The 21,386-nt window shown below is 65.9% G+C and carries 24 protein-coding genes; 16 read left to right on the plus strand and 8 right to left on the minus strand.

What is annotated here, in order from left to right; all coding sequences use genetic code 11:
- Window positions 1–69 precede the first annotated feature (69 nt).
- On the plus strand, window positions 70–507 hold the full coding sequence (locus tag AU197_RS10045; protein WP_064402426.1) for a lipoprotein LpqH: 438 nt from the start codon (window positions 70–72) through the stop codon (window positions 505–507).
- Here the strand turns inward: AU197_RS10045 and AU197_RS10050 are convergent.
- The 3 genes from AU197_RS10050 to AU197_RS10060 form a co-directional block, all read right to left on the minus strand.
- The gene (locus AU197_RS10050; RefSeq protein WP_231744884.1) at window positions 504–1,583 is read right to left on the minus strand and encodes a S1C family serine protease; all 1,080 of its coding nucleotides are present in this window, start codon (window positions 1,581–1,583) and stop codon (window positions 504–506) included. The two genes, AU197_RS10045 and AU197_RS10050, sit on opposite strands and share 4 nt — an antisense overlap.
- 92 nt (window positions 1,584–1,675) lie before the next feature.
- The gene (locus tag AU197_RS10055; RefSeq protein ID WP_231744885.1) at window positions 1,676–2,002 is read right to left on the minus strand and encodes a hypothetical protein; all 327 of its coding nucleotides are present in this window, start codon (window positions 2,000–2,002) and stop codon (window positions 1,676–1,678) included.
- A gap of 14 nt (window positions 2,003–2,016) precedes the next feature.
- Window positions 2,017–2,874, minus strand: coding sequence for a SigB/SigF/SigG family RNA polymerase sigma factor (locus AU197_RS10060; RefSeq protein WP_231744886.1), 858 nt, complete (start codon window positions 2,872–2,874; stop codon window positions 2,017–2,019).
- Window positions 2,875–3,254: 380 nt separating this feature from the next.
- Between AU197_RS10060 and AU197_RS10065 the strand changes: the two genes are divergently transcribed.
- Complete coding sequence (locus tag AU197_RS10065; RefSeq protein ID WP_067089976.1) at window positions 3,255–3,776, plus strand: copper chaperone PCu(A)C domain-containing protein; 522 nt, start codon at window positions 3,255–3,257, stop codon at window positions 3,774–3,776.
- A 29-nt stretch (window positions 3,777–3,805) separates the two neighbouring features.
- Here the strand turns inward: AU197_RS10065 and AU197_RS10070 are convergent, their stop codons facing one another.
- Both AU197_RS10070 and miaB read right to left on the minus strand, forming a co-directional pair.
- Window positions 3,806–4,402, minus strand: coding sequence for an Rv2732c family membrane protein (locus AU197_RS10070; protein WP_064402431.1), 597 nt, complete (start codon window positions 4,400–4,402; stop codon window positions 3,806–3,808).
- Window positions 4,390–5,943, minus strand: coding sequence for a tRNA (N6-isopentenyl adenosine(37)-C2)-methylthiotransferase MiaB (miaB, locus tag AU197_RS10075; protein ID WP_064402434.1), 1,554 nt, complete (start codon window positions 5,941–5,943; stop codon window positions 4,390–4,392). The genes AU197_RS10070 and miaB overlap by 13 nt, the downstream gene beginning before the upstream one ends.
- A 157-nt stretch (window positions 5,944–6,100) precedes the next feature.
- On the opposite strand from miaB, the gene AU197_RS10080 reads away from it, so the two are divergent.
- From AU197_RS10080 to AU197_RS10095, 4 genes are read left to right on the plus strand one after another with little or no spacing between them, the layout of a single operon-like run.
- Window positions 6,101–6,829, plus strand: coding sequence for an amino acid ABC transporter ATP-binding protein (locus tag AU197_RS10080; protein WP_064402858.1), 729 nt, complete (start codon window positions 6,101–6,103; stop codon window positions 6,827–6,829).
- Window positions 6,830–6,845: 16 nt separating this feature from the next.
- Window positions 6,846–7,658, plus strand: coding sequence for a glutamate ABC transporter substrate-binding protein (locus AU197_RS10085; protein WP_064402435.1), 813 nt, complete (start codon window positions 6,846–6,848; stop codon window positions 7,656–7,658).
- Window positions 7,659–7,685: 27 nt separating this feature from the next.
- A complete protein-coding gene (locus AU197_RS10090; RefSeq protein WP_064402437.1) occupies window positions 7,686–8,369 on the plus strand; it encodes an amino acid ABC transporter permease in 684 nt (227 codons plus the stop codon).
- Window positions 8,366–9,247, plus strand: a complete 882-nt coding sequence (locus AU197_RS10095) for an amino acid ABC transporter permease (protein WP_064402439.1) — start codon at window positions 8,366–8,368, stop codon at window positions 9,245–9,247. The genes AU197_RS10090 and AU197_RS10095 overlap by 4 nt, the downstream gene beginning before the upstream one ends.
- On the opposite strand, the gene AU197_RS10100 is transcribed toward AU197_RS10095, so the two are convergent.
- The 3 genes from AU197_RS10100 to recA all read right to left on the minus strand — a co-directional run bounded on the left by AU197_RS10100 (window position 9,248) and on the right by recA (window position 12,780).
- Entirely contained in the window at window positions 9,248–10,069 is an 822-nt protein-coding gene (locus tag AU197_RS10100) for a TIGR03560 family F420-dependent LLM class oxidoreductase (protein WP_064402441.1), read from the minus strand.
- An 88-nt stretch (window positions 10,070–10,157) separates the two neighbouring features.
- Window positions 10,158–10,682, minus strand: coding sequence for a recombination regulator RecX (gene recX, locus AU197_RS10105; protein WP_064402443.1), 525 nt, complete (start codon window positions 10,680–10,682; stop codon window positions 10,158–10,160).
- Window positions 10,648–12,780 (minus strand): intein-containing recombinase RecA, encoded by a 2,133-nt coding sequence (gene recA, locus AU197_RS10110; RefSeq protein WP_064402444.1) that lies wholly within the window; start codon window positions 12,778–12,780, stop codon window positions 10,648–10,650. The genes recX and recA overlap by 35 nt, the downstream gene beginning before the upstream one ends.
- 262 nt (window positions 12,781–13,042) lie before the next feature.
- Between recA and AU197_RS10115 the strand changes: the two genes are divergently transcribed.
- From AU197_RS10115 to AU197_RS10155, 10 genes are all read left to right on the plus strand, one after another.
- Entirely contained in the window at window positions 13,043–13,372 is a 330-nt protein-coding gene (locus AU197_RS10115; RefSeq protein WP_064350943.1) for a hydrogenase maturation nickel metallochaperone HypA/HybF, read from the plus strand.
- A gap of 2 nt (window positions 13,373–13,374) precedes the next feature.
- On the plus strand, window positions 13,375–14,166 hold the full coding sequence (hypB, locus tag AU197_RS10120) for a hydrogenase nickel incorporation protein HypB (RefSeq protein WP_064402446.1): 792 nt from the start codon (window positions 13,375–13,377) through the stop codon (window positions 14,164–14,166).
- A 122-nt stretch (window positions 14,167–14,288) separates the two neighbouring features.
- Window positions 14,289–15,344 (plus strand): NADH-quinone oxidoreductase subunit B family protein, encoded by a 1,056-nt coding sequence (locus AU197_RS10125; protein ID WP_064350945.1) that lies wholly within the window; start codon window positions 14,289–14,291, stop codon window positions 15,342–15,344.
- An 87-nt stretch (window positions 15,345–15,431) separates the two neighbouring features.
- Window positions 15,432–17,228 carry a nickel-dependent hydrogenase large subunit gene (locus AU197_RS10130; RefSeq protein ID WP_064402859.1) on the plus strand — a complete coding sequence of 599 codons (1,797 nt, stop codon included), beginning with the start codon at window positions 15,432–15,434 and terminating at the stop codon, window positions 17,226–17,228.
- Between the two features lie 3 nt (window positions 17,229–17,231).
- The gene (locus AU197_RS10135) at window positions 17,232–18,167 is read left to right on the plus strand and encodes a NifU-related iron-sulfur-binding protein (RefSeq protein ID WP_064402448.1); all 936 of its coding nucleotides are present in this window, start codon (window positions 17,232–17,234) and stop codon (window positions 18,165–18,167) included.
- Window positions 18,164–18,805, plus strand: a complete 642-nt coding sequence (locus tag AU197_RS10140; protein ID WP_064402449.1) for a DUF5947 family protein — start codon at window positions 18,164–18,166, stop codon at window positions 18,803–18,805. Before AU197_RS10135 ends, AU197_RS10140 begins: the two co-directional genes overlap by 4 nt.
- Window positions 18,793–19,437 carry a DUF6084 family protein gene (locus AU197_RS10145; protein ID WP_064402451.1) on the plus strand — a complete coding sequence of 215 codons (645 nt, stop codon included), beginning with the start codon at window positions 18,793–18,795 and terminating at the stop codon, window positions 19,435–19,437. Before AU197_RS10140 ends, AU197_RS10145 begins: the two co-directional genes overlap by 13 nt.
- Window positions 19,434–20,771, plus strand: coding sequence for a hypothetical protein (locus AU197_RS10150; protein WP_064402453.1), 1,338 nt, complete (start codon window positions 19,434–19,436; stop codon window positions 20,769–20,771). Before AU197_RS10145 ends, AU197_RS10150 begins: the two co-directional genes overlap by 4 nt.
- The gene (locus AU197_RS26890; protein ID WP_371259254.1) at window positions 20,762–20,881 is read left to right on the plus strand and encodes a DUF6893 family small protein; all 120 of its coding nucleotides are present in this window, start codon (window positions 20,762–20,764) and stop codon (window positions 20,879–20,881) included. Before AU197_RS10150 ends, AU197_RS26890 begins: the two co-directional genes overlap by 10 nt.
- 16 nt (window positions 20,882–20,897) lie before the next feature.
- Window positions 20,898–21,386, plus strand: a complete 489-nt coding sequence (locus AU197_RS10155) for a hydrogenase maturation protease (RefSeq protein WP_064402455.1) — start codon at window positions 20,898–20,900, stop codon at window positions 21,384–21,386.

The raw sequence follows: 21,386 nt of genomic DNA on the forward strand, positions 1-21,386 counted from the left end.
TGTATACCTCCGGCGTATGGCCGGCAGCCATTGCGGGTATCACTTTGACCCGATCCCGAAGGTCCGGTCATGGTCGAAGATGTCAGCGTCGCGCGCACCGCGGCAGCGCTGTTGCTGACCGTAGGGCTCGCCGGCTGCTCTTCCGCACCGCCGGCTTCACCCGACCCCATGGGCGGCACCGCGACGGTGTCCATCAACTCGCATCCCACCGGTGATCGGTACTACGTCAGCTGCGCCAAGGTGAAGTGGCTGCTGACCATCGAAAGCGGGGACACCGACACGGGTTTCACGGCCATCGTCGATACGGACGACGGCCCCGACGCGCAGGTCGTCAAGATCCGCGACCTCGGCGGGTTCACCGGTTCCGCGTGGACGGGTGGCGTCGGTCAACTGCGGGCAACCCGCGACAACGGCCGAATCACGATCAGCGGCACCGGCTACGGGTACTTCGCCGACGACCCTCACCGCCCAGCGACAGCGGCCTTCGACATCACGGCCGGATGCTAGCCCGGTTGCGAGAGTGAGCCCGTGCGCGAACCGATCGTCACCGTCGTTTGTTCACGGTCACCCCCGCGCATGAACACCATCGATTGCTCGGACCCCGGCTGCGTCTGGCGCAAGCCACCCAGTAGGTCCTCGACAGAATGCACCGGCTTGCCGGCGAACTCGACGATCACGTCGCCGGGCCGAAGCCCCGCGAGGGCAGCCGGTGCGCCGGGATCGACGCTGGTCACCAACGCACCGCGGTCGACCTGCACACCCCGCAGCTGCTGGATCGCCGGGGTCAGCCGGCCCAGGGAGATACCGAGGTACGGGTGCGTGGCTTCGCCGTCGGCGAGGAGTTGATTCGCCACGTCGAGCACCGTTGCCGCGGGAATCGCGAACCCCAACGACACCGCGCCCACTGCCGGCGGAATGTACGCCTCGTTGATCCCCACGACCCGTCCCTCAGCGTCGAGCAAGGCGCCGCCGGAGTTACCCGGCGAGATGGGCGCGTCGGTCTGGATCAAATCCACCAACGACTGAGTTTTCGCCGCCGAGCCGGGGATGTCTCGGTGCAGACCCGAGATGACGCCGACGGTCACGGAGTTCTGGAACCCCAGCGGACTCCCGATTGCGACGGCGACCTCGCCGGGCCGGGGCAGATCTTCGCGGAACTGCGGCACCGGCATGTCCTGGCCTTGCGTGCGCACGACGGCCAGGTCGGTCACCTCGTCCGTGCCCACCACGACGCCGGGCGAACGTTCCTCGTCGGCGGTTATGACGGTCACTTCGCGGGCGTCGCCGACGACATGGGCATTGGTCACCACGACGTCGGGGCGTAGCACCACACCGCTGCCGACGCCGCCGTCGCGCTCGACGGTCACCACGCTCGGACTGACGCGTTCCACCAGATCGGCGTAGCCGGTGCGGTCCAGCGCCGAAGGCGGGGAAGTCTCGGTCAACGGCGTCGCTGCCGGGATCGGTGTCGACGCCGGAGTCGATGTCGACGCGTCCTGTGGATTGGACTGCAGCGTGCATCCGGCGACGGCGACGAGAGCTGCCGCGGCGGCCGCTCCGACACGAAAATGCCTGCCCTGCAAAGGTTTACCTCCTGAATTCAGTATGCACACGGCACGGATCGGCCGCCGGCGATAAGCAGCGGCTCGGACTGCCGAAGCGGTGCACGGGCCGGCTAGGGGGACCGCTTGGCTCGCTTCCAGCGGGCACCCAGCACGAGCGCGCCGGCGGCAGCAACGACACCGGCGCCCGCCAGCGTGATCGTCCATATCCGCCGATCTTCGAGATTCATCTGACACAGCCGCGTGAAGTCGGTGTCGGCGACCACCCCACCGGGAACCGGGATGTTGGCTGCGCTGCCGTCGTCGTGCGCGCGAGCGGCGGACAGGTCGGGCGCCACGGCGCTGCCGCACTCGATCGTCAGATTCTCGGGTGATGCCGAAACCGGAGTGAACAAGCCCGCGACGCCGACGATCGCCGCGACGACACCAACGAAAAGCACTATCCGAAGCACAATCATGCGCCTGACATACCCATTGCCGCGGATTCCTCGCGGCAGGATTGCCGCAGCCGCTCCAGCGTCGCGCCGAGCAGCCGCGATACCTGTACCTGCGAAATGCCGAGGCGCCGGCCGATTTGGCTCTGCGGCAGGTTCTCACAGAACCGCAGCCGCAGGATCAGCCGTTCACGCTCGGTGAGCGTGCTCACCAGTCCGGCGACGGTCAGCGCGTCCTCGACGCTGCTGTAGCGCGGGTCGTCGAGGCCCTGTCGCGCGGCGGCCGGTTCGGATTTCCCATCACCGGGTGCCGCCGCGTCGAGTGACGACGGTCGGTACGCGACAGCCGCGTCGACCGACTGCACCACCTCGTCTCGGTCGACACCGAGCTCGGCGGCCAGTTCGGTGGCCGTCGGTGCTCGGCCGAGACGCTGTGACATCGGACCGATCGCGGCGCAAACGCGCTGGCGGGTGTCCTTGATCCTGCGGGGCACGTGCATGACCCACGTGTGGTCGCGGAAGTGGCGGCGAACCTCGCCCATGATCGTCGGTACGGCGTAGCCGAGAAACGGCCCCTTGCCTGGGTCGTAGCGGTCGATCGCCTTGATCAGGCCCAGCCGGGCCACCTGCCTCAGGTCGTCGGCCGATTCGCCGCGGCCGGCGAAGCGGCCCGCGATATGGTCGGCCAGCGGCAAACATCTGGTGATGATCTGGCAACGAAGCGAATCCCGTCGCGCCCCCTCCGGCGTGCGGCGCAGCTCGCAACACTGCGGGTGCACGTCGTCGTAGTCGTCTTCGTGAGTCCCCACCGCGCCCGTGCCGCCCGTCGGTTCCACGAAATCGACGCGATTGCCAGCCTCCATCAGGGCCGATACCATGACAGCCTCCCCTCTCGGTATTGACGTCGGACCGGCCCGCCCACCGTTCGGCTGGGCGCTGTCGACCGGCCTGTACGTGCAGACTATCGGCGCAGGAATACCGCAACCTGAAAGGACTCTAATAAGAACCCGTGAACCCGGACTCGCAAATTCAGCAAACAGAAGTAGGCGCAGTGGGCCCGGTGCGCCGGTCGGCTGCCGAACGTATAGGGACGCGGTTCGCGGGCAACTCTTCTCACCATGCAAGCTCTCACCGTTGACCCGACCAAAGCCCAGTCTCTGCGAGTGGAAGACCTCGCCGATCCCACTCCCGGGTCGACTGGCTGTGCCTGCCGCGCTTCGACTCGCCGGGATGCTTTGCCGCGAGATCGGCAACTCAGATGAAGACACTTACCGTTTCACGGCGTCGCGTTGCGGCGGCCGGTTTGGTGACGAGCGTGCTGGTCGCCGGTTGCGGCGGCGATCCGAACATGGACTCGTCGAACCGGGGCGCGGGTTCGGAGACCGAGACGACGTCGGTCGAGAATGCCTTCATCGTGCCGCGCTTCATACCGGGGTCGTGCGCCATTCAGGTCGGCGATGCGGCGGCGCTCACGTTCACGGTGACGAACAACCGGATCACCGAGCCCGAACGCCTGCTCGGCATCGAGACACCCGCCGCCGAGGCGATTCGGCTGTCTCCCGATGCGACGCTGGAGATTCCGCCCGAGACGTCGATCGCCGCCGGCCAACCGATCGAAGACGTCACCGACGGCGCCGCAGACCAACCCTTCACGGCCAGAGTCGAGGGGCTTCGGGAATCGGCGACGCCGGGCAAGTCGGTGGACATGACGTTTCACTTCGACAAGCAGGGCGACCTCGTGATGAAGGTTCCGATCGAGGCCTGTCCCACTCAGAAATAGGCCATTCGGTGCGGCCGCCGAGGGGTAGGTCAGCCGTCGGTCGAGCCGTCGTCGTCGTCGAGGTTCTCGAGCAGACCCTTCTTCTGTTGCTCCGCGGCGGCCCTGCGCCGTTCCTCCTCGGCGGCCAACTGCAGCGCGGTGCGCGCCCACACCGCCCTGGCCCAGTGGAACGTCACCACCGCGACCGCGATCCAGGCGATGATGAGCCCGATTCCGGGACCCGGGTAACGGTCGGGGGCGGTTTGGCGCGACCACACCGCCAACAAACCGAGAAGCGTCGCCACGGTCGAGCCCGCCAGCGCGATCCAGGCCAGCGCCCATCGCCGGGTGAGCAGCGCGAGCATCGAGAAGCCGACGCCGAATACCAGTACCAGCCAAGCGAATACCCGTAACGGCAGGGTGATTCCCTCGCGGAGCGCGGTTTCGCCGCCGACGAGCACATCCAGACCGCGCGCGTCGCCGGTGTGCGGCAGGATGAACGACACCAGCAGTACGAACACCCCGATGGCGATCACCAGGGCTCGTGCGCCGGGGTCGATCTCGCCCGCGACGCGTCGCTCGGCGGCCTCGATGTCGCCCTTGAACTCCTCGAAACCGTTGTCGCCGGGCGTCGTCACTGTGTGCATCCCGTCGCGGTAGCGGGTGTCGTCGGTGCGCCGATGCCCGGCATGCCCAGGCCCACTCCGGTGCGTGGGCGCCGACCTTCGGCGTGGGCGTCGCCCGCCCGGGTGCGCCGATGGCTGTGCACGGCCGAATCGGCGATCAGATGGTGCGGTGCGGCGCCGGTCACGGTCGTGGTCACGACGTCGCCGGGGCGGATGTCGAGTCGCTCCGGGTTGAAGTGCACCAGGCGGCCGTCGCGGGCACGGCCCGACATTCTGGCCGTCGAGGCGTCCTTGCGGCCCTCCCCGGCAGCCACCAGGACTTCGACGGTGCGGCCGACCAGCGCGCGGTTCTCCTCGAGCGAGATTCTCTCCTGGAGGTCGATCAAACGCTGATAGCGTTCGCTCACAACGGCTTTCGGAATCTGATCGGGTAACTCGGCGGCGGGGGTGCCGGGCCGCTTGGAGTACTGGAAGGTGAACGCGCTGGCGAACCTCGCCTGCTCGACGACATCGAGCGTCGCCTGGAAGTCCTCCTCGGTCTCACCCGGAAAGCCGACGATGAGGTCGGTCGTGATCGCCGCATGCGGTATCGCCGCGCGGACGCGGTCGATGATGCCGAGGTAGCGCTCGGCGCGGTAGGACCGTCGCATCGCGCGCAGGATGTGGTCGGACCCGGACTGCAGCGGCATGTGCAGCGTCGGGCACACATTCGGCGTCTCGGCCATCGCGGCGATGACGTCGTCGGTGAACTCCGCGGGGTGTGGTGAGGTGAACCGCACCCGTTCCAGTCCGTCGATGCGCCCGCAGGCGCGCAGGAGTTTGGCGAACGCGCCGCGGTCCCGCGGCTCTTCGGGGTCGACGAAAGAGACGCCGTAGGCGTTGACGTTCTGGCCGAGCAGCGTGATCTCGAGCACGCCTTGTTCGACGAGCGTCTGCACCTCGGCGAGCACGTCGCCGGGCCGACGGTCGACCTCCTTGCCGCGCAGCGCGGGCACGATGCAGAACGTGCAGGTGTTGTTGCAGCCCACCGACACCGACACCCAAGCGGCATATGCGGATTCGCGGGCGGCGGGCAGCGCGGACGGGAACTCCTGCAGCGCCTCGACGATCTCGACCTGGGCCGCCTTGTTGTGCCTGGCCCGTTCGAGCAGCGTGGGCAGGGACCCGATGTTGTGTGTGCCGAACACCACGTCGACCCACGGTGCCCGGCGCAGCACGGCGGCCCGGTCTTTCTGCGCCAGGCAGCCGCCGACGGCGATCTGCATATCGGGATTGGCCTGCTTGCGCGGCGCCAGGTGGCTGATGTTGCCGTAGAGCTTGTTGTCGGCGTTCTCGCGCACGGCGCAGGTGTTGAACACGACGACATCGGCGTCCTCGCCCTCGGCGGCGCGTTGGTACCCGGCGCCTTCCAGCAATCCCGCGAGTCGCTCGGAGTCGTGCACGTTCATCTGGCAGCCGTAGGTGCGGACCTGGTACGTGCGGATTGTCGCCGGCGCGCGTGAGGACTCGTCGGTCGCGTGTGGGCGAACGGCCACGTCGGCCGCTCCCTGTCGCGTCACCATCGAAGTCACGGCCCCATGGTACGGACCCGGCGGTGCGCCGACCCGGGCGGATTGACGAGTTCCGGGCAGGCATGCCCTTCCCTCGGTAAGGTCTGCACCCATGAAGACCAGCGAGTCGGACGGAAAAGAGGTCAATCCGACTCAGTCAAGCGTGCCGATGATCTCGATCTCGGATGTCAACAAACACTTCGGCAGCCTGCATGTGCTCAAAGACATCAACCTCGACGTGGAGCGCGGCGAGGTGATCGTGGTGCTCGGTCCGTCGGGCTCGGGCAAGTCGACGTTGTGCCGCACCATCAATCGGCTCGAACCCATCGATTCGGGCACGATCACGATCGACGGTGAAGTGCTTCCCGAGGAGGGACGCAAGCTCGCCGAGTTGCGGTCCGACGTGGGCATGGTGTTCCAGTCCTTCAACCTGTTCGCCCACAAGACGATCCTCGAGAACGTCACTCTGGCTCCGATGAAGGTGCGCAAAAAATCGAAGAACGAGGCCCGCGAGAAGGCGATGCAGCTGCTCGAGCGGGTGGGCATTGCGAATCAGGCCGACAAGTACCCGGCGCAGTTGTCCGGTGGCCAGCAGCAGCGGGTGGCCATCGCGCGATCTTTGGCGATGAACCCGAAGGTGATGCTGTTCGACGAACCGACCAGCGCGCTGGACCCCGAAATGATCAACGAAGTGCTCAACGTCATGACGTCGCTGGCCAAAGACGGGATGACGATGTTGGTCGTGACGCACGAGATGGGTTTTGCCCGGGGCGCGGCCAACCGGGTGGTGTTCATGGCTGACGGCGCGATCGTCGAGGCGGCCGAACCGGATCAGTTCTTCACCAACCCCCAAAGCGACCGTGCCAAAGACTTTCTCGGCAAGATCCTTCACCACTAGTCGAAAGGAATCTCCAATGCCATCGATCTCCAGGCGCGTTCTGGGAGCGCTCGCGCTCGCCGTCGCGCTGCCTCTGTCCGCCACTGCCTGCGGTGGTGGGAGCGACGGCGACACGATCGTCATCGGCACCAAGTTCGACCAGCCCGGGCTCGGAATGAAGAATCCCAACGGCAGCATGAGCGGCTTCGACGTCGACGTGGCGAAGTACGTCGCCCAGCAGCTCGGCTATCCGGAGGACAAGATCGAGTGGAAGGAAGCGCCATCCGGTCAACGCGAGACGCTGATCCAGAACGGGCAGGTGAAGTACATCGTCGCGACGTACTCGATCACCGAGGCGCGGGAGAAAAAGGTCGATTTCGCCGGACCGTATCTGATCACCGGCCAGAGCCTGTTGGTGCGCGCCGACAACACCGATATCACCGGTGAGGCATCGCTGGAGAACAACAAGAAGCTCTGTTCGGTTTCGGGATCCACACCCGCGCAACGCATCAAGGACAAGTACCCCCGCGTACAGCTGCAGCAGTACGACACGTACTCGGCGTGCATCGAGGCGTTGAAGAACGGCGGCATCGACGCGGTGACGACCGACGAGGTGATCCTTGCCGGCTATGCCGCGCAGAACCCCGGCGCGTTCAAGGTGGTCGGCGGCACCTTCTCCGAGGAGCGCTACGGGATCGGTTTGAAGAAGGGCGATTCCGAGCTGCTGACGAAGATCAACGACGCGCTCGCGAAGATGATTCAGGAAGGCGCATGGAAGAAGGCCTGGGACGACAACCTCGGGGCGGCAGGAATTCCCGCGCCGCAGCCCCCGCAGATCAACCAGAGCTGACAGACCTCCCCCGCGCAAGGAGGTCACGTGGAGGTTCTCCCCGGCTACACCGTCGGCCAGATCGTCGAGGCGTTCTGGACGACGATTCAGCTGACCGTCTACTCCGGCATCGGCGCGCTGGTGCTCGGCACGGTGCTGGCCGCGATGCGGCTGGCGCCGGTGCCGGTGCTGCGTTGGCTCGGAACGGCATACGTCAACGTGGTGCGCAATACTCCGCTGACGCTGATCATCCTGTTCTGTTCGTTCGGGTTGGCCGGCACTATGGGGATCACGCTGGTCGACCCGAACTCGCCAACGTCGATCGAGGACAGCAACTTTCGCCTGGCGGTGCTCGGCCTGGCGCTGTACACCGCGGCGTTCGTCTGTGAGACGGTGCGCTCCGGGGTGAACACCGTGCCGCTGGGCCAGGCCGAGGCGGCGCGGTCGTTGGGGTTGACATTCGGGCAGAATCTGCGGCTCATCCTGATGCCACAGGCTTTTCGAGCCGTGATCATTCCGCTGGGGTCGGTATTGATCGCCTTGACCAAGAACACCACGATCGCCTCGGCGATCGGCGTGGCCGAGGCGGCGTTGCTGATGAAGGAGATGATCGAGAACACCGCGGCGATCCTCACCATCGGTGCGATCTTCGCAGCCGGCTTCGTCGTCCTCACACTGCCGACCGGACTGTTCTTCGGCTGGCTCGGCAAACGGATGGCGGTCAACCGATGAGTTCGGCTTCTGTCCTCTTCGACGCTCCGGGACCGCGGGCGCGGGTTCGTAACTGGTTCGTGTCGGCGATCGTCATCGTCGTCACCGCGCTGGTCCTGGTCGCGGTGCTCGTGCAGATGGCGGCCAAGGATCAGCTCACGGCGGCCAAATGGAAGCCGTTCCTGACGGCCGACCTGTGGAGGACGTACGTACTGCCCGGCGTGCAAGGCACGTTGACCGCCGCGGCGGTGTCGATCGTGCTGGCGCTGATACTCGGTCTGCTGCTCGGTGTGGGCCGACTCTCGACACACGGCCTGCTTCGGTGGCCGTGCGCGGTCATCGTCGAATTCTTTCGTGCCGTACCGGTTCTGATCATGATGCTGTTCGCGTTCGCGCTGTACGCCGCCTACGACATGTTCCCGTCCAGGCATCTGGCGCTCGCCGCGGTCATCACCGGGCTGACGCTCTACAACGGCGCAGTCATCGCCGAGATCGTGCGCGCCGGCGTCCACGCCCTGCCCCGCGGCCAGTCGGAGGCGGCCTATGCCCTCGGCATGACGTGGGGCCAGACGATGCGCTCGATCCTGTTGCCGCAGGCGATCACGTCGATGCTGCCGGTGCTGATCTCGCAACTCGTCGTCGTCCTCAAGGACACCGCGATCGGCTACATCATCACGTTCCTCGAACTCGTGCGCCAGGGCGTGCAGATGGGTACCGCCTACAGCAATCTGCTGCCAGCGCTGATCGTGGTCGCGTTGTTGATCATCACCGTGAACTTCACGCTGTCCTGGGTGGCGACCCGGGTGGAAGCGCGGATGCGGCGTTCGCGTCGTGGTCCGACGCCGCTTGAGACCGAGGCCGTCGAGCAGGAGGGCGCACCTGGCGCTAAAGCCGTGTGATCAGGCCAGTTCCGCGCATCGGGCCAGCAACTCGTCGTCGGGCGGCTGATAGAAGGACAACACGACGTGCTGGCAGCCGAGTCGGCCGTAATCGGCCAGGGAGTCCAGCTGGGCGTCGACCTGATCGGGCTGCTCCGGATGCAGGAACAACTGCACGCCCCGTCGGATCGACGCTGGGTCACGGCTTTCGGCCGCGCACGCCTCGTCGAGACCGTGGCTGGCGGCCGCCCATTCCTGGGGCGAGGTACTCGGCATGTTCCATTCGTCGGCGTGGCGTGCCGCGACGCGCAACATCTTCGGCTGCGACGCGCCAACGACGATCGGCGGATGCGGACGTTGGAGCGGCTTGGGATCGCAGAGCGCCTGCTGCAGCGTGAAGAAACGGCCGATGAAGTCGACCGTCTCCTCGGTCCACAGCCTGCGGATGACCGTCAGCGCCTCGTCGACCATCGCGACCCGCTGTCCCGGCGGCGGAAAGTCGATCCCGTAACCGCGGTGCTCGGCCTCGTGCCAGCCGGCCCCGAGACCGAAGTCCAGTCGCCCGCCGGAGATGTGGTCCACGGTGACGGCCATCTTCGCCAGCACCGCGGGGTTGCGATAGGTGACACCGCTGACCAGGCAGCCCACGCGGGCGCGCCGCACGACGACCGCCATCGCGGCGAGACTGGTCCACCCCTCGTGGGTCGGCGTCGTGGGATCGACCAGGCCGTAGAAGTGGTCGTAGTTCCACACCGCCGGGAATCCGAGGTCGTCGGCGGTCCGCCAGAACCGCTCGAGGACCGGGTAGTCGAAGGTGGGCGCCAGCTTGACGGACAACTGCATGCAAAATGCTTACGCGGTCGGCTATTTCCTTGCAACCGGCCACGCTACGTGCGCCGAGGACTCGACTTCTCGACCACGGTCTGGAGTCCTAGACCTGGCGACGCTCGCGTTCGTTGGCCAAAGCGACCTTGACGACGTCGAACGCCATCGTTTGGTTGTAGCCGCGCCGGGCGAGCATCCCGACGAGCCGACGGGCCAGCTTGGCGTCGTCGCCATCGGCCAGCTTTTCGCGGCGCAGCTTGTCGGCCACGAGTCGCTCGGCGCGGGCGCGTTCGGCACCGGGTTCGTCGTCGGCCAGCGTCGCCTCGATGATGTCCGTGTCGACGCCTTTGGTCCGTAGCTCGGCAATCAACGCGCGCCTGCCTTTTCCGGCGTTCACCCGCCGGGATCGGACCCACTGTTCGGCGAAATTAGCGTCATCAACGAGGCCGACTTGTTCGAGCCGGTCGAGCACCTTTTCGCTGACGTCGTCTGGGTATCCACGCTTGGTGAGCTGGCCGGCCAGTTCGGCCCGAGTGCGCGCTCGCGCGGTGAGCAGACGCAGACACACATTTCGCGCCTGCTCCTCGCGCGAGGCCTCAGAAGTCGACGGGGGCGGGCAGGACTTCGTCATCGGTCACCACGGCGCCAATGCCGAGCTTCTCTTTGATCTTCTTTTCGATCTCGTTGGCCACCTCGACGTTCTCGAGCAGGAAGTTGCGGGCGTTCTCCTTGCCCTGGCCCAACTGCTCACCTTCGTAGGTGAACCACGAGCCGGACTTGCGGATGAAGCCCTGCTCGACACCCATGTCGATGAGTGAGCCTTCCTTGCTGATGCCCTTGCCGTAGAGGATGTCGAACTCGGCCTGCTTGAACGGCGGCGACACCTTGTTCTTGACGACCTTGACCCGGGTGCGGTTACCGACCGCGTCGGTGCCGTCCTTGAGGGTCTCGATCCGCCTGACATCCATCCGGACCGAGGCGTAGAACTTCAAAGCCTTTCCGCCCGTTGTGGTTTCGGGCGAATTGTGCACCATGACGCCGTCGACGAAATAGTTGTGGTTACCCTCGACCTCGATGTCGAATCGATTCATCGATCGAGTATGTGGCTTGACGTGGACATCGAGGACTCGCGCCGGAACCAACCGCTGCGTGGGCTCGACGAACTGCGGTGTTACCGCGCCCTGACCGCGGAACCGAGGCAGCAACTTGTACTCCATCGAGGGCGTGATGTACGGGGCCACCAATTCCTGAAACTTCGCGCTGGACGCGGTGGAGAACACCAGCACCGACTTTCCGGCCGCACCGGACAGCCGCAACCGTACGTCCAGACCGTGTGTATCGCGCAGATAATCACGCAGCCGGATCCGAGTGCCCTCACTCATGGCCTCGACACAAATCTCGATACGCCCGCTGCCACCCGCGGTGCGCTCCTGCAGCCCCTTGGAACGGACGGTGAACGTCCCGTCATCCATGTACCAGATAGCAAGCGCCAGCGGAGTGAGCGCCTTGAGGTACTCCTCGGATAAGAACTTCTTACCGTCACCGAGATACACCGCCCGCTGCAGTTCAGCCAACTCGGGCAGCGGGGTGAAGTCGACGAACGTTGCGCCCTTGTCATTTACGTGGGTCGAGTGCTTGATATTGCCCAGAAGCGCTGTCTTCCACTGCAAATAGTCGACCTGCTTGGCGCCGTGGCCCATTCTAAAGCGAACCCCATTACGGTCCCGGCGATTCGGCGACAGGTTGCCATCGCCCATCAAAGACCCGAGTACGACCTGAAACTGCTGATCGCTGAGTCGATGCGGCTCCGCGGCCATCACTCGATCACCGGCGACGAGGTCGCCCGCTTCCGTCCAGCCGGCGGGAGTGCGGATCAGGTGGTTCGGGGTAGCCGCGAACTGCGATTTGCCGTTGCCGCCCGACTTCTCGACGGTGAACTGAAGAAATTGCTCGGCGGGACCGTTGTTGAACCAGTTCACCACCTTGCGGGGCACAACCTGATCGGTGTCCGGGTCATAGGACATGACCTCAACGTCCATCTTCTGGTTGACGATCTTGCCGATCTTCTCGGTGGTGCCGTCGGCCAACTGCACCCGGGTGCCATAGGCAAAACACCCGAACATCACACCGATTTTTTCGCGGAGCTGGTTGATGAAGATCGCGGTGGTGCCCGAGTTGCTCAACGCGCCGGTCATCTTGCGCAGCGCCTGGCTCATCAGCCGGGCCTGCAGGCCGACGTGGCTGTCGCCCATCTCCCCCTCGATCTCGGCGCGGGGCACCAGCGCCGCCACCGAGTCGATGACCAGGATGTCCAGCGCGCCCGAACGGATCAGCATGTCGGCGATCTCCAGCGCCTGCTCACCGGTGTCGGGCTGGCTGACCAGCAGCGCGTCGGTGTCCACCCCGAGCTTCTTGGCGTACTCCGGATCCAGCGCGTGCTCGGCGTCGATGAATGCCGCGATACCGCCGGCGGCCTGCGCGTTGGCGACCGCGTGCAGCGCGACGGTGGTCTTACCCGACGACTCCGGGCCGTAGATCTCGATGACCCTGCCCCGCGGCAGGCCGCCGATGCCGAGGGCCACGTCCAGCGCGATCGAACCGGTCGGGATGACCGAGATGGGCTGGCGGACCTCTTCGCCGAGCCGCATCACCGACCCCTTGCCGAAGTTCTTGTCGATCTGCGCGAGTGCCAGCTCGAGGGCCTTCTCGCGGTCGGGTGCCTGCGCCATGGGGTTCTCCGTCCTTCGGATGTCTAGCTGTTCGGTGATCGGTTTCGATCTGTTGGCCGTGACGCTAGAGGCAGCCACCGACAAGTTCTGTGACAAGTCGGCCGGACCAGCAGCATCTAGCCGTCGAACACTGCCCACAGTAGACGAACACCTGTTCGACTCAAGTGAGACACGCCGTGGGATGGGCTGCGTGTCGAATAGGCCGCTCCTGCGGGCGCCGCGCGGCCTATCGTGAAGTCATCCCGGCCGAAACGGGGTCCGCGTGCACGAGATGGCGATAACGCAGAGTGTGGTCGATGCGGTGTGCGAGCACGCCGCGGGACGCCGGGTGCACTGCGTCAAGCTGGAGGTCGGCGCGCTGTGCGCCGTCGTACCGGACTCTATGCGGTTCTGCTTCGAACTCGCCACCGCGGGCACCGTCGCCGACGGCGCGCGCCTGGACCTCGATGTGCAACCCGGCGCGGCGCGCTGTCACACCTGCGGCCAAAGCTTCGAACTACCCGATCTGATTCTGTTGTGTCCCTGCGGCAGTGCCGATGTCGAGGTGACCGCCGGTCGGGATCTGAGGATTCTCTCGATGGAGGTGAGTTGAGCATGTGCGCGACCTGCGGCTGCGGCGACGACGGTGCGACCATCACCACGCCGGGACACACCCACCTCCACCCTCACGAGCATGACCATCTCCACGAAGGCGAACACGTCCACACCGAGACCATCACGCTCGAGCAGAAGGTGCTCGCCAAGAACGACGAGCTCGCCGAACGGAACCGCGCATGGCTGGCCGCCCGCAACATCCTGGCGCTCAACCTCACCAGCTCGCCGGGCGCCGGTAAGACCACCCTTCTGGAACGCGCCATCCGCGATCTGCACCCGGATCGCCCGGTCGCGGTCATCGAAGGCGATCAGGAGACGCTGCTGGACGCCGAACGCATCAGGGCCGCGGGAGCGCGGGCCGTACAGGTCAACACCGGCGCGGGCTGCCATCTCGACGCCACCATGGTGCAACGGGCACTGGAGACCCTCGACCCCGAGCCGGGGTCGCTTCTGTTCATCGAGAACGTCGGCAACCTCGTCTGCCCCGCTCTGTTCGATCTGGGTGAGCGCAGCAAAGTCGTCGTGATCTCGGTGACGGAGGGCGACGACAAGCCGCTGAAGTATCCACACATGTTCGCCGCGGCGGGACTGGTGATCGTGAACAAGACCGACCTGCTGCCGTATGTCGCTTTCGATCTTGAGAAATGCCGCGACCATGTACGCTCGCTGAACCCAGGCGCGCAGATACTGACCATGTCGGCCGCCACCGGCGACGGTGTCGCGCGGTGGTACGACTGGATCGACGATTGCGCGAACTCGGCCTCTGCGCTCGCACCCATTGACAAGATATAACCCCCGGAGTAAACCCAGACTCAGCGCCGGAATTCGGCGCCGCGGCACAACGTGAGGTTGGGAGCCCCAGCCCGGCTCCCGGTCGTGAGGGCCCCAGCCCGGCCCCCAGGAAGCTGTGACCTATGCCAACGGAGGCAGCAGTCAAAGCGGAAGAGGCCTTGATCCACGTCCTGTGGATCAACGCCGGATTGAGTTGTGACGGAGATTCGGTGGCGTTGACTGCCGCCACCCAGCCCAGCATCGAGGAGATCGCCCTCGGCGCTCTTCCCGGGCTGCCCAGAATCGCCGTCCATTGGCCCCTGATCGATTTCGAGTGCGGGCCGAACGGTGGCGCCGACGATTTTCTCGAATGGTTCTTCAAGGCCGACCGGGGTGAACTGGAACCATTCGTTCTGGTCGTCGAGGGGTCCATCCCGAACGAGAAGATCAAGGCCGAAGGCTACTGGTGCGGATTCGGCAACGATCCGGCCACCGGCCAACCGATGACCACCAGCGAGTGGCTGGATCGGCTGGCGCCCAAGGCCACTGCCGTCGTCGCGGTCGGAACGTGCGCCACCTACGGCGGCATCCACGCGATGGCGGGCAATCCCACCGGCGCCATGGGTGTCCCGGACTACCTCGGCTGGGACTGGAAGACCAAGGCCGGCATTCCGATCGTCTGCGTACCGGGATGTCCGATCCAACCCGACAACCTCGCCGAGACGCTGACCTACCTGCTGTACATGGCCACGGATCAGGCTCCGATGATCCCCCTCGACGATGCGCTACGGCCCCAGTGGCTGTTCGGCGCAACCGTGCACGAGGGTTGTGACCGAGCCGGGTACTACGAACAGGGCGATTTCGCGACCGAGTACGGATCGCCGAAATGCATTGTCAAACTGGGTTGCTGGGGTCCGGTCGTCAAGTGCAACGTACCCAAGCGCGGCTGGATCAACGGAATCGGCGGCTGCCCGAACGTGGGTGGCATATGCATCGGCTGCACCATGCCCGGATTCCCCGACAAATTCATGCCGTTCATGGACGAACCCCCCGGTGGCAAGGTGTCCACCGCGGCGTCGGGCCTGTACGGGTCGGTGATCCGCAGCCTGCGCCATATCACCGGCCGCACCGTCGACAAAGAGCCGAAGTGGCGCCATCGCGGCACGCAACTCACGACCGGAGCGACCCGCACCTGGTAGGTGTGGCTCGTCGGAGGGCGCGCAGGCGTGCTTTCGGTCTCCGAAATGTCCTGTGACGCTCCTCATCTGAAGAAAGAGAAGAGTTCGATGACAACCATCATCCCCGAGCCGTCACACGTGAAGCGCGACCCCGGCCAACTGGTGGAGATGGCGTGGGATCCCATCACCCGGATCGTCGGTAGCCTCGGCATCTACACCAAGATCGACTTCGACAATCGCGAGGTCGTCGAGTGCCACAGCACCTCGTCGATCTTCCGCGGTTACTCGATCTTCATGAAGGGCAAGGATCCTCGCGACGCGCACTTCATCACGAGCCGCATCTGCGGCATCTGCGGTGACAACCATGCGACGTGCTCGTGCTACTGCCAGAACATGGCCTACGGTGTCAAGCCGCCACATCTCGGCGAGTGGCTGATCAACCTCGGTGAAGCCGCCGAGTACATGTTCGACCACAACATCTTCCAGGAGAACCTGGTCGGCGTCGACTACTGCGAGAAGATGGTCTCCGAGACCAATCCCAGTGTGCTGGCCAAGGCGGAGAACACCCAGGCCCCGCATGCGGACATGCACGGCTACCGCACGATCGCCGAGATCATGCGTGCGCTCAATCCTTTCACCGGCGAGTTCTACCGCGAGGCCCTGCAGGTCAGTCGGTGGACGCGAGAGATGTTCTGCCTCATGGAGGGTCGACACGTCCATCCGTCGACGCTGTATCCCGGCGGTATCGGTACCACCGCGACGGTCCAGTTGATGACCGACTACATGACGCGGCTGATGCGCTACGTCGAGTTCATGAAGAAGGTCGTGCCCATGCACGACGACCTCTTCGACTTCTTCTACGAAGCGCTTCCCGGCTACGACCAGGTCGGCTTGCGCCGCACGCTGCTGGGCTGCTGGGGCTCGTTCCAGGACCCCGAGGTGTGCAACTTCGAGTACAAGGACATGGAGCGTTGGGGCGACGCGATGTTCGTCACGCCCGGTGTGGTGATCGACGGGAAGCTGCACACCCACTCGCTGGTCGACATCAACCTCGGCATCCGAATCCTGTTGGGCCACTCGTATTACGACGACTGGACCGATCAGGAGATGTTCGTCAAGACCGATCCCCTCGGCAATCCGATCGACCGGCGCCATCCCTGGAACCAGCACACCAATCCCCGGCCGCAGAAACGCGACTTCGACGGCAACTACAGCTGGGTGATGGCGCCGCGCTGGTTTGACGGCACGGATCACCTGGCGCTCGACACCGGCGGCGGTCCGTTGGCGCGGCTGTGGTCCACTGCGCTCGCCGGGCTGGTCGACATCGGCTATGTGAAGGCGACCGGTCAGAGCGTGCAGATCAACCTGCCCAAGACGGCCCTGAAGGGTCCGGTCGAACTCGAGTGGAGGATTCCGCAGTACGGCAGCAACACGCTCGAACGCAATCGCGCCCGGACGTACTTCCAGGCCTACGCGGCCGCCTGCGGCCTGCATTTCGCGGAGAAGGCGTTGACCGAAATCCGAGCCGGCCGAACCAAGACCTGGGAGAAGTTCGAGGTGCCCGACGAGGGCATCGGTTGCGGGTTCACCGAGGCGGTCCGCGGAGTCCTCAGTCATCACATGGTGATTCGCGACGGCAAGATCGCGAACTATCACCCGTATCCGCCGACGCCGTGGAACGCCAACCCCCGGGACAGTTACGGGACACCGGGACCCTACGAGGACGCGGTCCAAGGGCAGCCGATCTTCGAGGAGAACGACAGGGAGCATTTCAAGGGCATCGACGTCATGCGCACGGTGCGCAGTTTCGACCCGTGTCTGCCGTGCGGCGTGCACATGTACCTGGGTAAGGGGAAGTCGCTCGACCTGCTGCACTCCCCCACCCAGTCCGTCACCGGGGAATAGGGAATGGCCCCGCCGATCCGAGACGATGCGCAGTGGCGTACGGCGGGCGACCGAATACAGGCCCTGCTTGACGCGTCCGCCGCGGGCGGCCCCGCCGCGCACGAGCGCGCGGTCCAACTCGTCGGTGAGGTTACCGATCTCTACGGGGCCGCGCTCGAACGGATCCTGCGGATCGCGGTGAGCGCCGACGCCACGCTGGCCGAACGACTGGCCGGCGACGACCTTGTCGCCAGCCTGCTGCTGGTGCACGGGTTGCACCCGCACGACATCCACCGGCGCGTCGAGGATGCCCTGGACCGGGTGCGGCCGTATCTCGGCTCGCACGGCGGCGACGTGACACTCCTCGAAACACTGCACGGCCCAGACGGATTCACCGTTCGTCTGCAGTTCTCCGGTAGCTGTAAGAGCTGCCCCTCGTCGGCGGCCACCCTGGAGTTGACCGTCGAGGACGCGATTCGGGCGGCGGCACCGGAGGTCACCGCGATCGAGGTGGTGGCACCGCAGTCGAGTCCGACCGTGATACCGCCGGCGACACTGTTCAGCCGCGTCCAGCAGCGCGCGCCCAGCCATGCCTCGTGGCACCCCGTACCGGAATTCGCCGACCTGACGCCCGGCGAAGTGGGCGGATTCTCGGTGGCGGGAACCACCGTGCTGGCGTGCCGCATCGGCGAGGAGGTGTTCGCTTATCGCGACCGGTGCGGTGTCTGCCGCGAATCGCTGGCCGGTGCCGCGCTGCACCGTCGCATGGGGTCTCCCACCGGCGAGGCGGTGTTGCGCTGCCCGCGCTGCCACGCCCATTTCGACGTCGTGCACGCCGGGGCCTGCGTCGACAAGGGCCCCGACCCGGTCGCTCACCTGGAGCCGATTCCGCTGCTGGCGCGCGACGGCGTGCTGTCGATCGCGATGGCCGCGCACGCCACCGAGGCGGGTGTGGCATGACCAGCGCATACGACGTGCTCGCGATGATCAGGGCCAACCGCGGCGTTCCCGCGCCCGCCGGCGAACGCTGTGAGATGTGCACCGAAACGATTGCCGATGAGCACCAGCACGTCGTGAATGTCGAAGCGCGGGCGCTGATGTGCGTGTGCCGGGGCTGTTATCTGCTGTTTACTGACACCAGGGCCGCGCTCCGCTATCGTGCGGTCCCCGACCGCTGGTTGTCGTTTCCGGGATTCGGGATGGACCGCCGGGATTGGCAGCGTCTTCAGATCCCGGTCGGGCTGGCGTTCTTCTTCCGCAACTCGAGCCTGCATCGCGTGGCCGCCTTCTATCCCGGGCCGGCGGGCGCGACCGAGTCCGAACTGGACCTCTGGGCGTGGGACGGTGTGCGTGCGGCGGACCCGCGGGTGGACCTGCTCGCCGACGACACCGAGGCCCTGCTGGTGCTGGTGCCCGACGACGAACGACGGGCCCCGGAATGCTTTCTGGTGCCCATCGACGCCTGCTACGAGTTCGTCGGCAGGCTCCGTCAGCTGTGGCGCGGATTCGACGGCGGCCAGCAGGTGCGCGGCTACGTCGAGGACTTCTTCGAGCACGTGCGTAACCGGGCGAAGGTGGTGGCGCCGTGCCAGAGCTGACCTTCGCAGTGCTCGACATCCGCGCCGAACCGTACGCGGTCACACCCGTGCTCACCGCCCGGATCGGTATCGCTTCCGACGGTGACGACCCCGTGCACGCCATCGCGCTGCGCTGCCAGGTTCGCATCGAACCGTTGCGTCGCCGATACTCCGATGACGAGGCGCTCGGACTGCTCGACCTGTTCGGGCCCCGCGAACGCTGGGACACCACACAACACAACTTCCTCTGGCAACATGCCAGCACCATGGTGCCGGGATTCACCGGAACCACGCAGGTCGACCTGCCGCTCGAGTGCACCTACGACCTCGAGGTGACCGCGGCCAAATACTTCCATGCACTGCATGACGGCACGATTCCGCTCCAATTCCTGTTCAGTGGAACAATTTTCACCCGCGGTGAGAAGAACCTGCGCGTGCAGCAGGTTCCCTGGGATCGCGAGGACCGCTACGACATGCCCGTGTCGACGTGGCGTGACCTGATGCGCGTGCACTACCCCAACACGGGTTGGCTGCGGCTGGGTCACGACACCATCGCTGCGCTGTCGGAATTCAAATCAGCCCGCGGCCTTCTGGATTACGACGACGCGATCGTTTCGCTACTGGCCGTTCACACCGCAGAGGAGATTCGATGACCGCAGACTGGGATCACGCCCGAGCCGTCGCGGACGCGGTGCTCTACGAGGGGTACCTGTTGTATCCCTACCGAGCCAGCTCGCGCAAGAACCAGTCCCGTTGGCAGTTCGGCGTTCTCGGGCCGAACGGTGCCGCGGAGGCCGCCATCGGCGAAGACGCCTCGATGTCCACCCAGGTTCTGTTGACCCCGCACGGCATCCCGATGGTGACCGGTGTGATCCGGTTTCTGCAGCTTCAGCACCGCAGTGTCGAACGCGACGCCGGCGGTGGACGGTTCGAACCGGTCGACGAACTGAGTTCGGGAACCGACACATGGGTCAGCTGGGACGAGGCGGTCGAGTGCGAGATCCCGATCCACCCGTTCCCGGTGATGAGCCTGCCTGCCACACTGGACATCTCGGTTCCGTCGGCCAGTGAGATCGAGCCCGTCGCGGGCGGCAGGCTGGTGCGGACGCGTCGCGAGCTGAGCGGCCGGCTCGACGTCTCCGCCGAGCAGGACGGTGACTTGCTGCGACTCACGTTCGACGTGTGCAACACCGCTGCACCGGCCGGCGACAAGGACGAGGCGATCGCCGTGTCGCTGATCGGGACCCACCTGTTGCTGGAGGTGGCCGACGGCGAATTCGTCTCCCTGCTCGAACCGCCGGAGAGGGCCTCCGCCGCCGTGGCGCGGTGCCGACAACACCGCTGCTTTCCCGTGCTGGCCGGCCCGGCGCCGCATCGGGATCTCGTGCTCGCGTCGCCGATCATCCTTTACGACCACCCCGAGATCGCCGAGCAGAGCAAGGGTGCGCTCTACGACTCGACCGAGATCGACGAGATCCTGACGCTGCGCATCATGACGATGACCGACGACGAGAAAGCACAGGCCCGCGCTACCGATCAACGCGCCGCGGCGATCATTGATCGCTGCGACTCGATGTCACCCGAGGCGATGCTCGATCTGCACGGTGTGCTGCGGGACCCACATGCGCCCGGTGGGGAACCGGGCCTGATCCCGCAGATCCCGACCGGCATCGAGTGGTGGGACCCGATGGCCGATACGGCGGTGCGGCCGGACTCGGATGCCGTGCTGGTCAACGACACTCGCGTCGCCCGTGGCAGCCGTGTGCGGTTGCACCCGTCCCGGCGAGCCGACGCGCAGGACGTGTTCTACGCCGACAAGATCGCGCGCGTCACCTCGGTGCACGAGGACGTCGACGGCGAGCACCATATCGGCGTCGTCATCGAGGACGATCCCGGTGCCGAACTGCACGACTGGTACGGCCGCTACCTGTACTTTGCACCCGACGAGGTCGAACCTCTGGTTGAAGGGAGTCCGCAATGGAAGTGATCGGCTGGATCGCGGTAGGCGTCGTGGCGGTGGTGGCCGTGGCGGCGGCGGCGGTGGGTATCCGCTCCGTGCCGGATGCGCGGCGCTACATGAGAATGCGCCGGATGTGACGGCGAACGAGGTGTTTTGATCTCCCGAATTCTGGTAGCCGGGCTCGGCAACATCTTCCTCGGTGACGACGGCTTCGGCCCCGAGGTGATGCGCCGCGTGCCGCCCGACCTCGCCGGACCACACGTTGCGGTCACCGATTACGGGATCGGCGGCATGCACCTCGCCTACGACCTCCTCGACGGCTGCGACGCCCTGGTCCTGGTCGACGCCATCCCGAACCGCGGCACGCCGGGCACACTCCACGTGTTCGAAGCCGACCTCGACAACGCCCGGGCCGCAACCGGTTTGGATGCGCACGCGATGGACCCCGCGGCGGTGTTCGCCAGCCTCAACGCGCTCGGCGGCACCCCGCCCTTCACCGTGGTGATCGGCTGCGAAGTCGACCGCGTCGACGAGGGTATCGGGCTGTCGGATGCCGTTGCAGCGGCCGTGCCGGAGGCGGTCCGGGTGATCGGCGAGGTGGTCGACGGACTGTTGGCCCGCGTCCCGGTGGCGGAGGGCTGA

It is taken from the genome of Mycobacterium sp. IS-1590, from assembly GCF_001500025.1.
Classification (GTDB): Bacteria; Actinomycetota; Actinomycetes; order Mycobacteriales; family Mycobacteriaceae; genus Mycobacterium.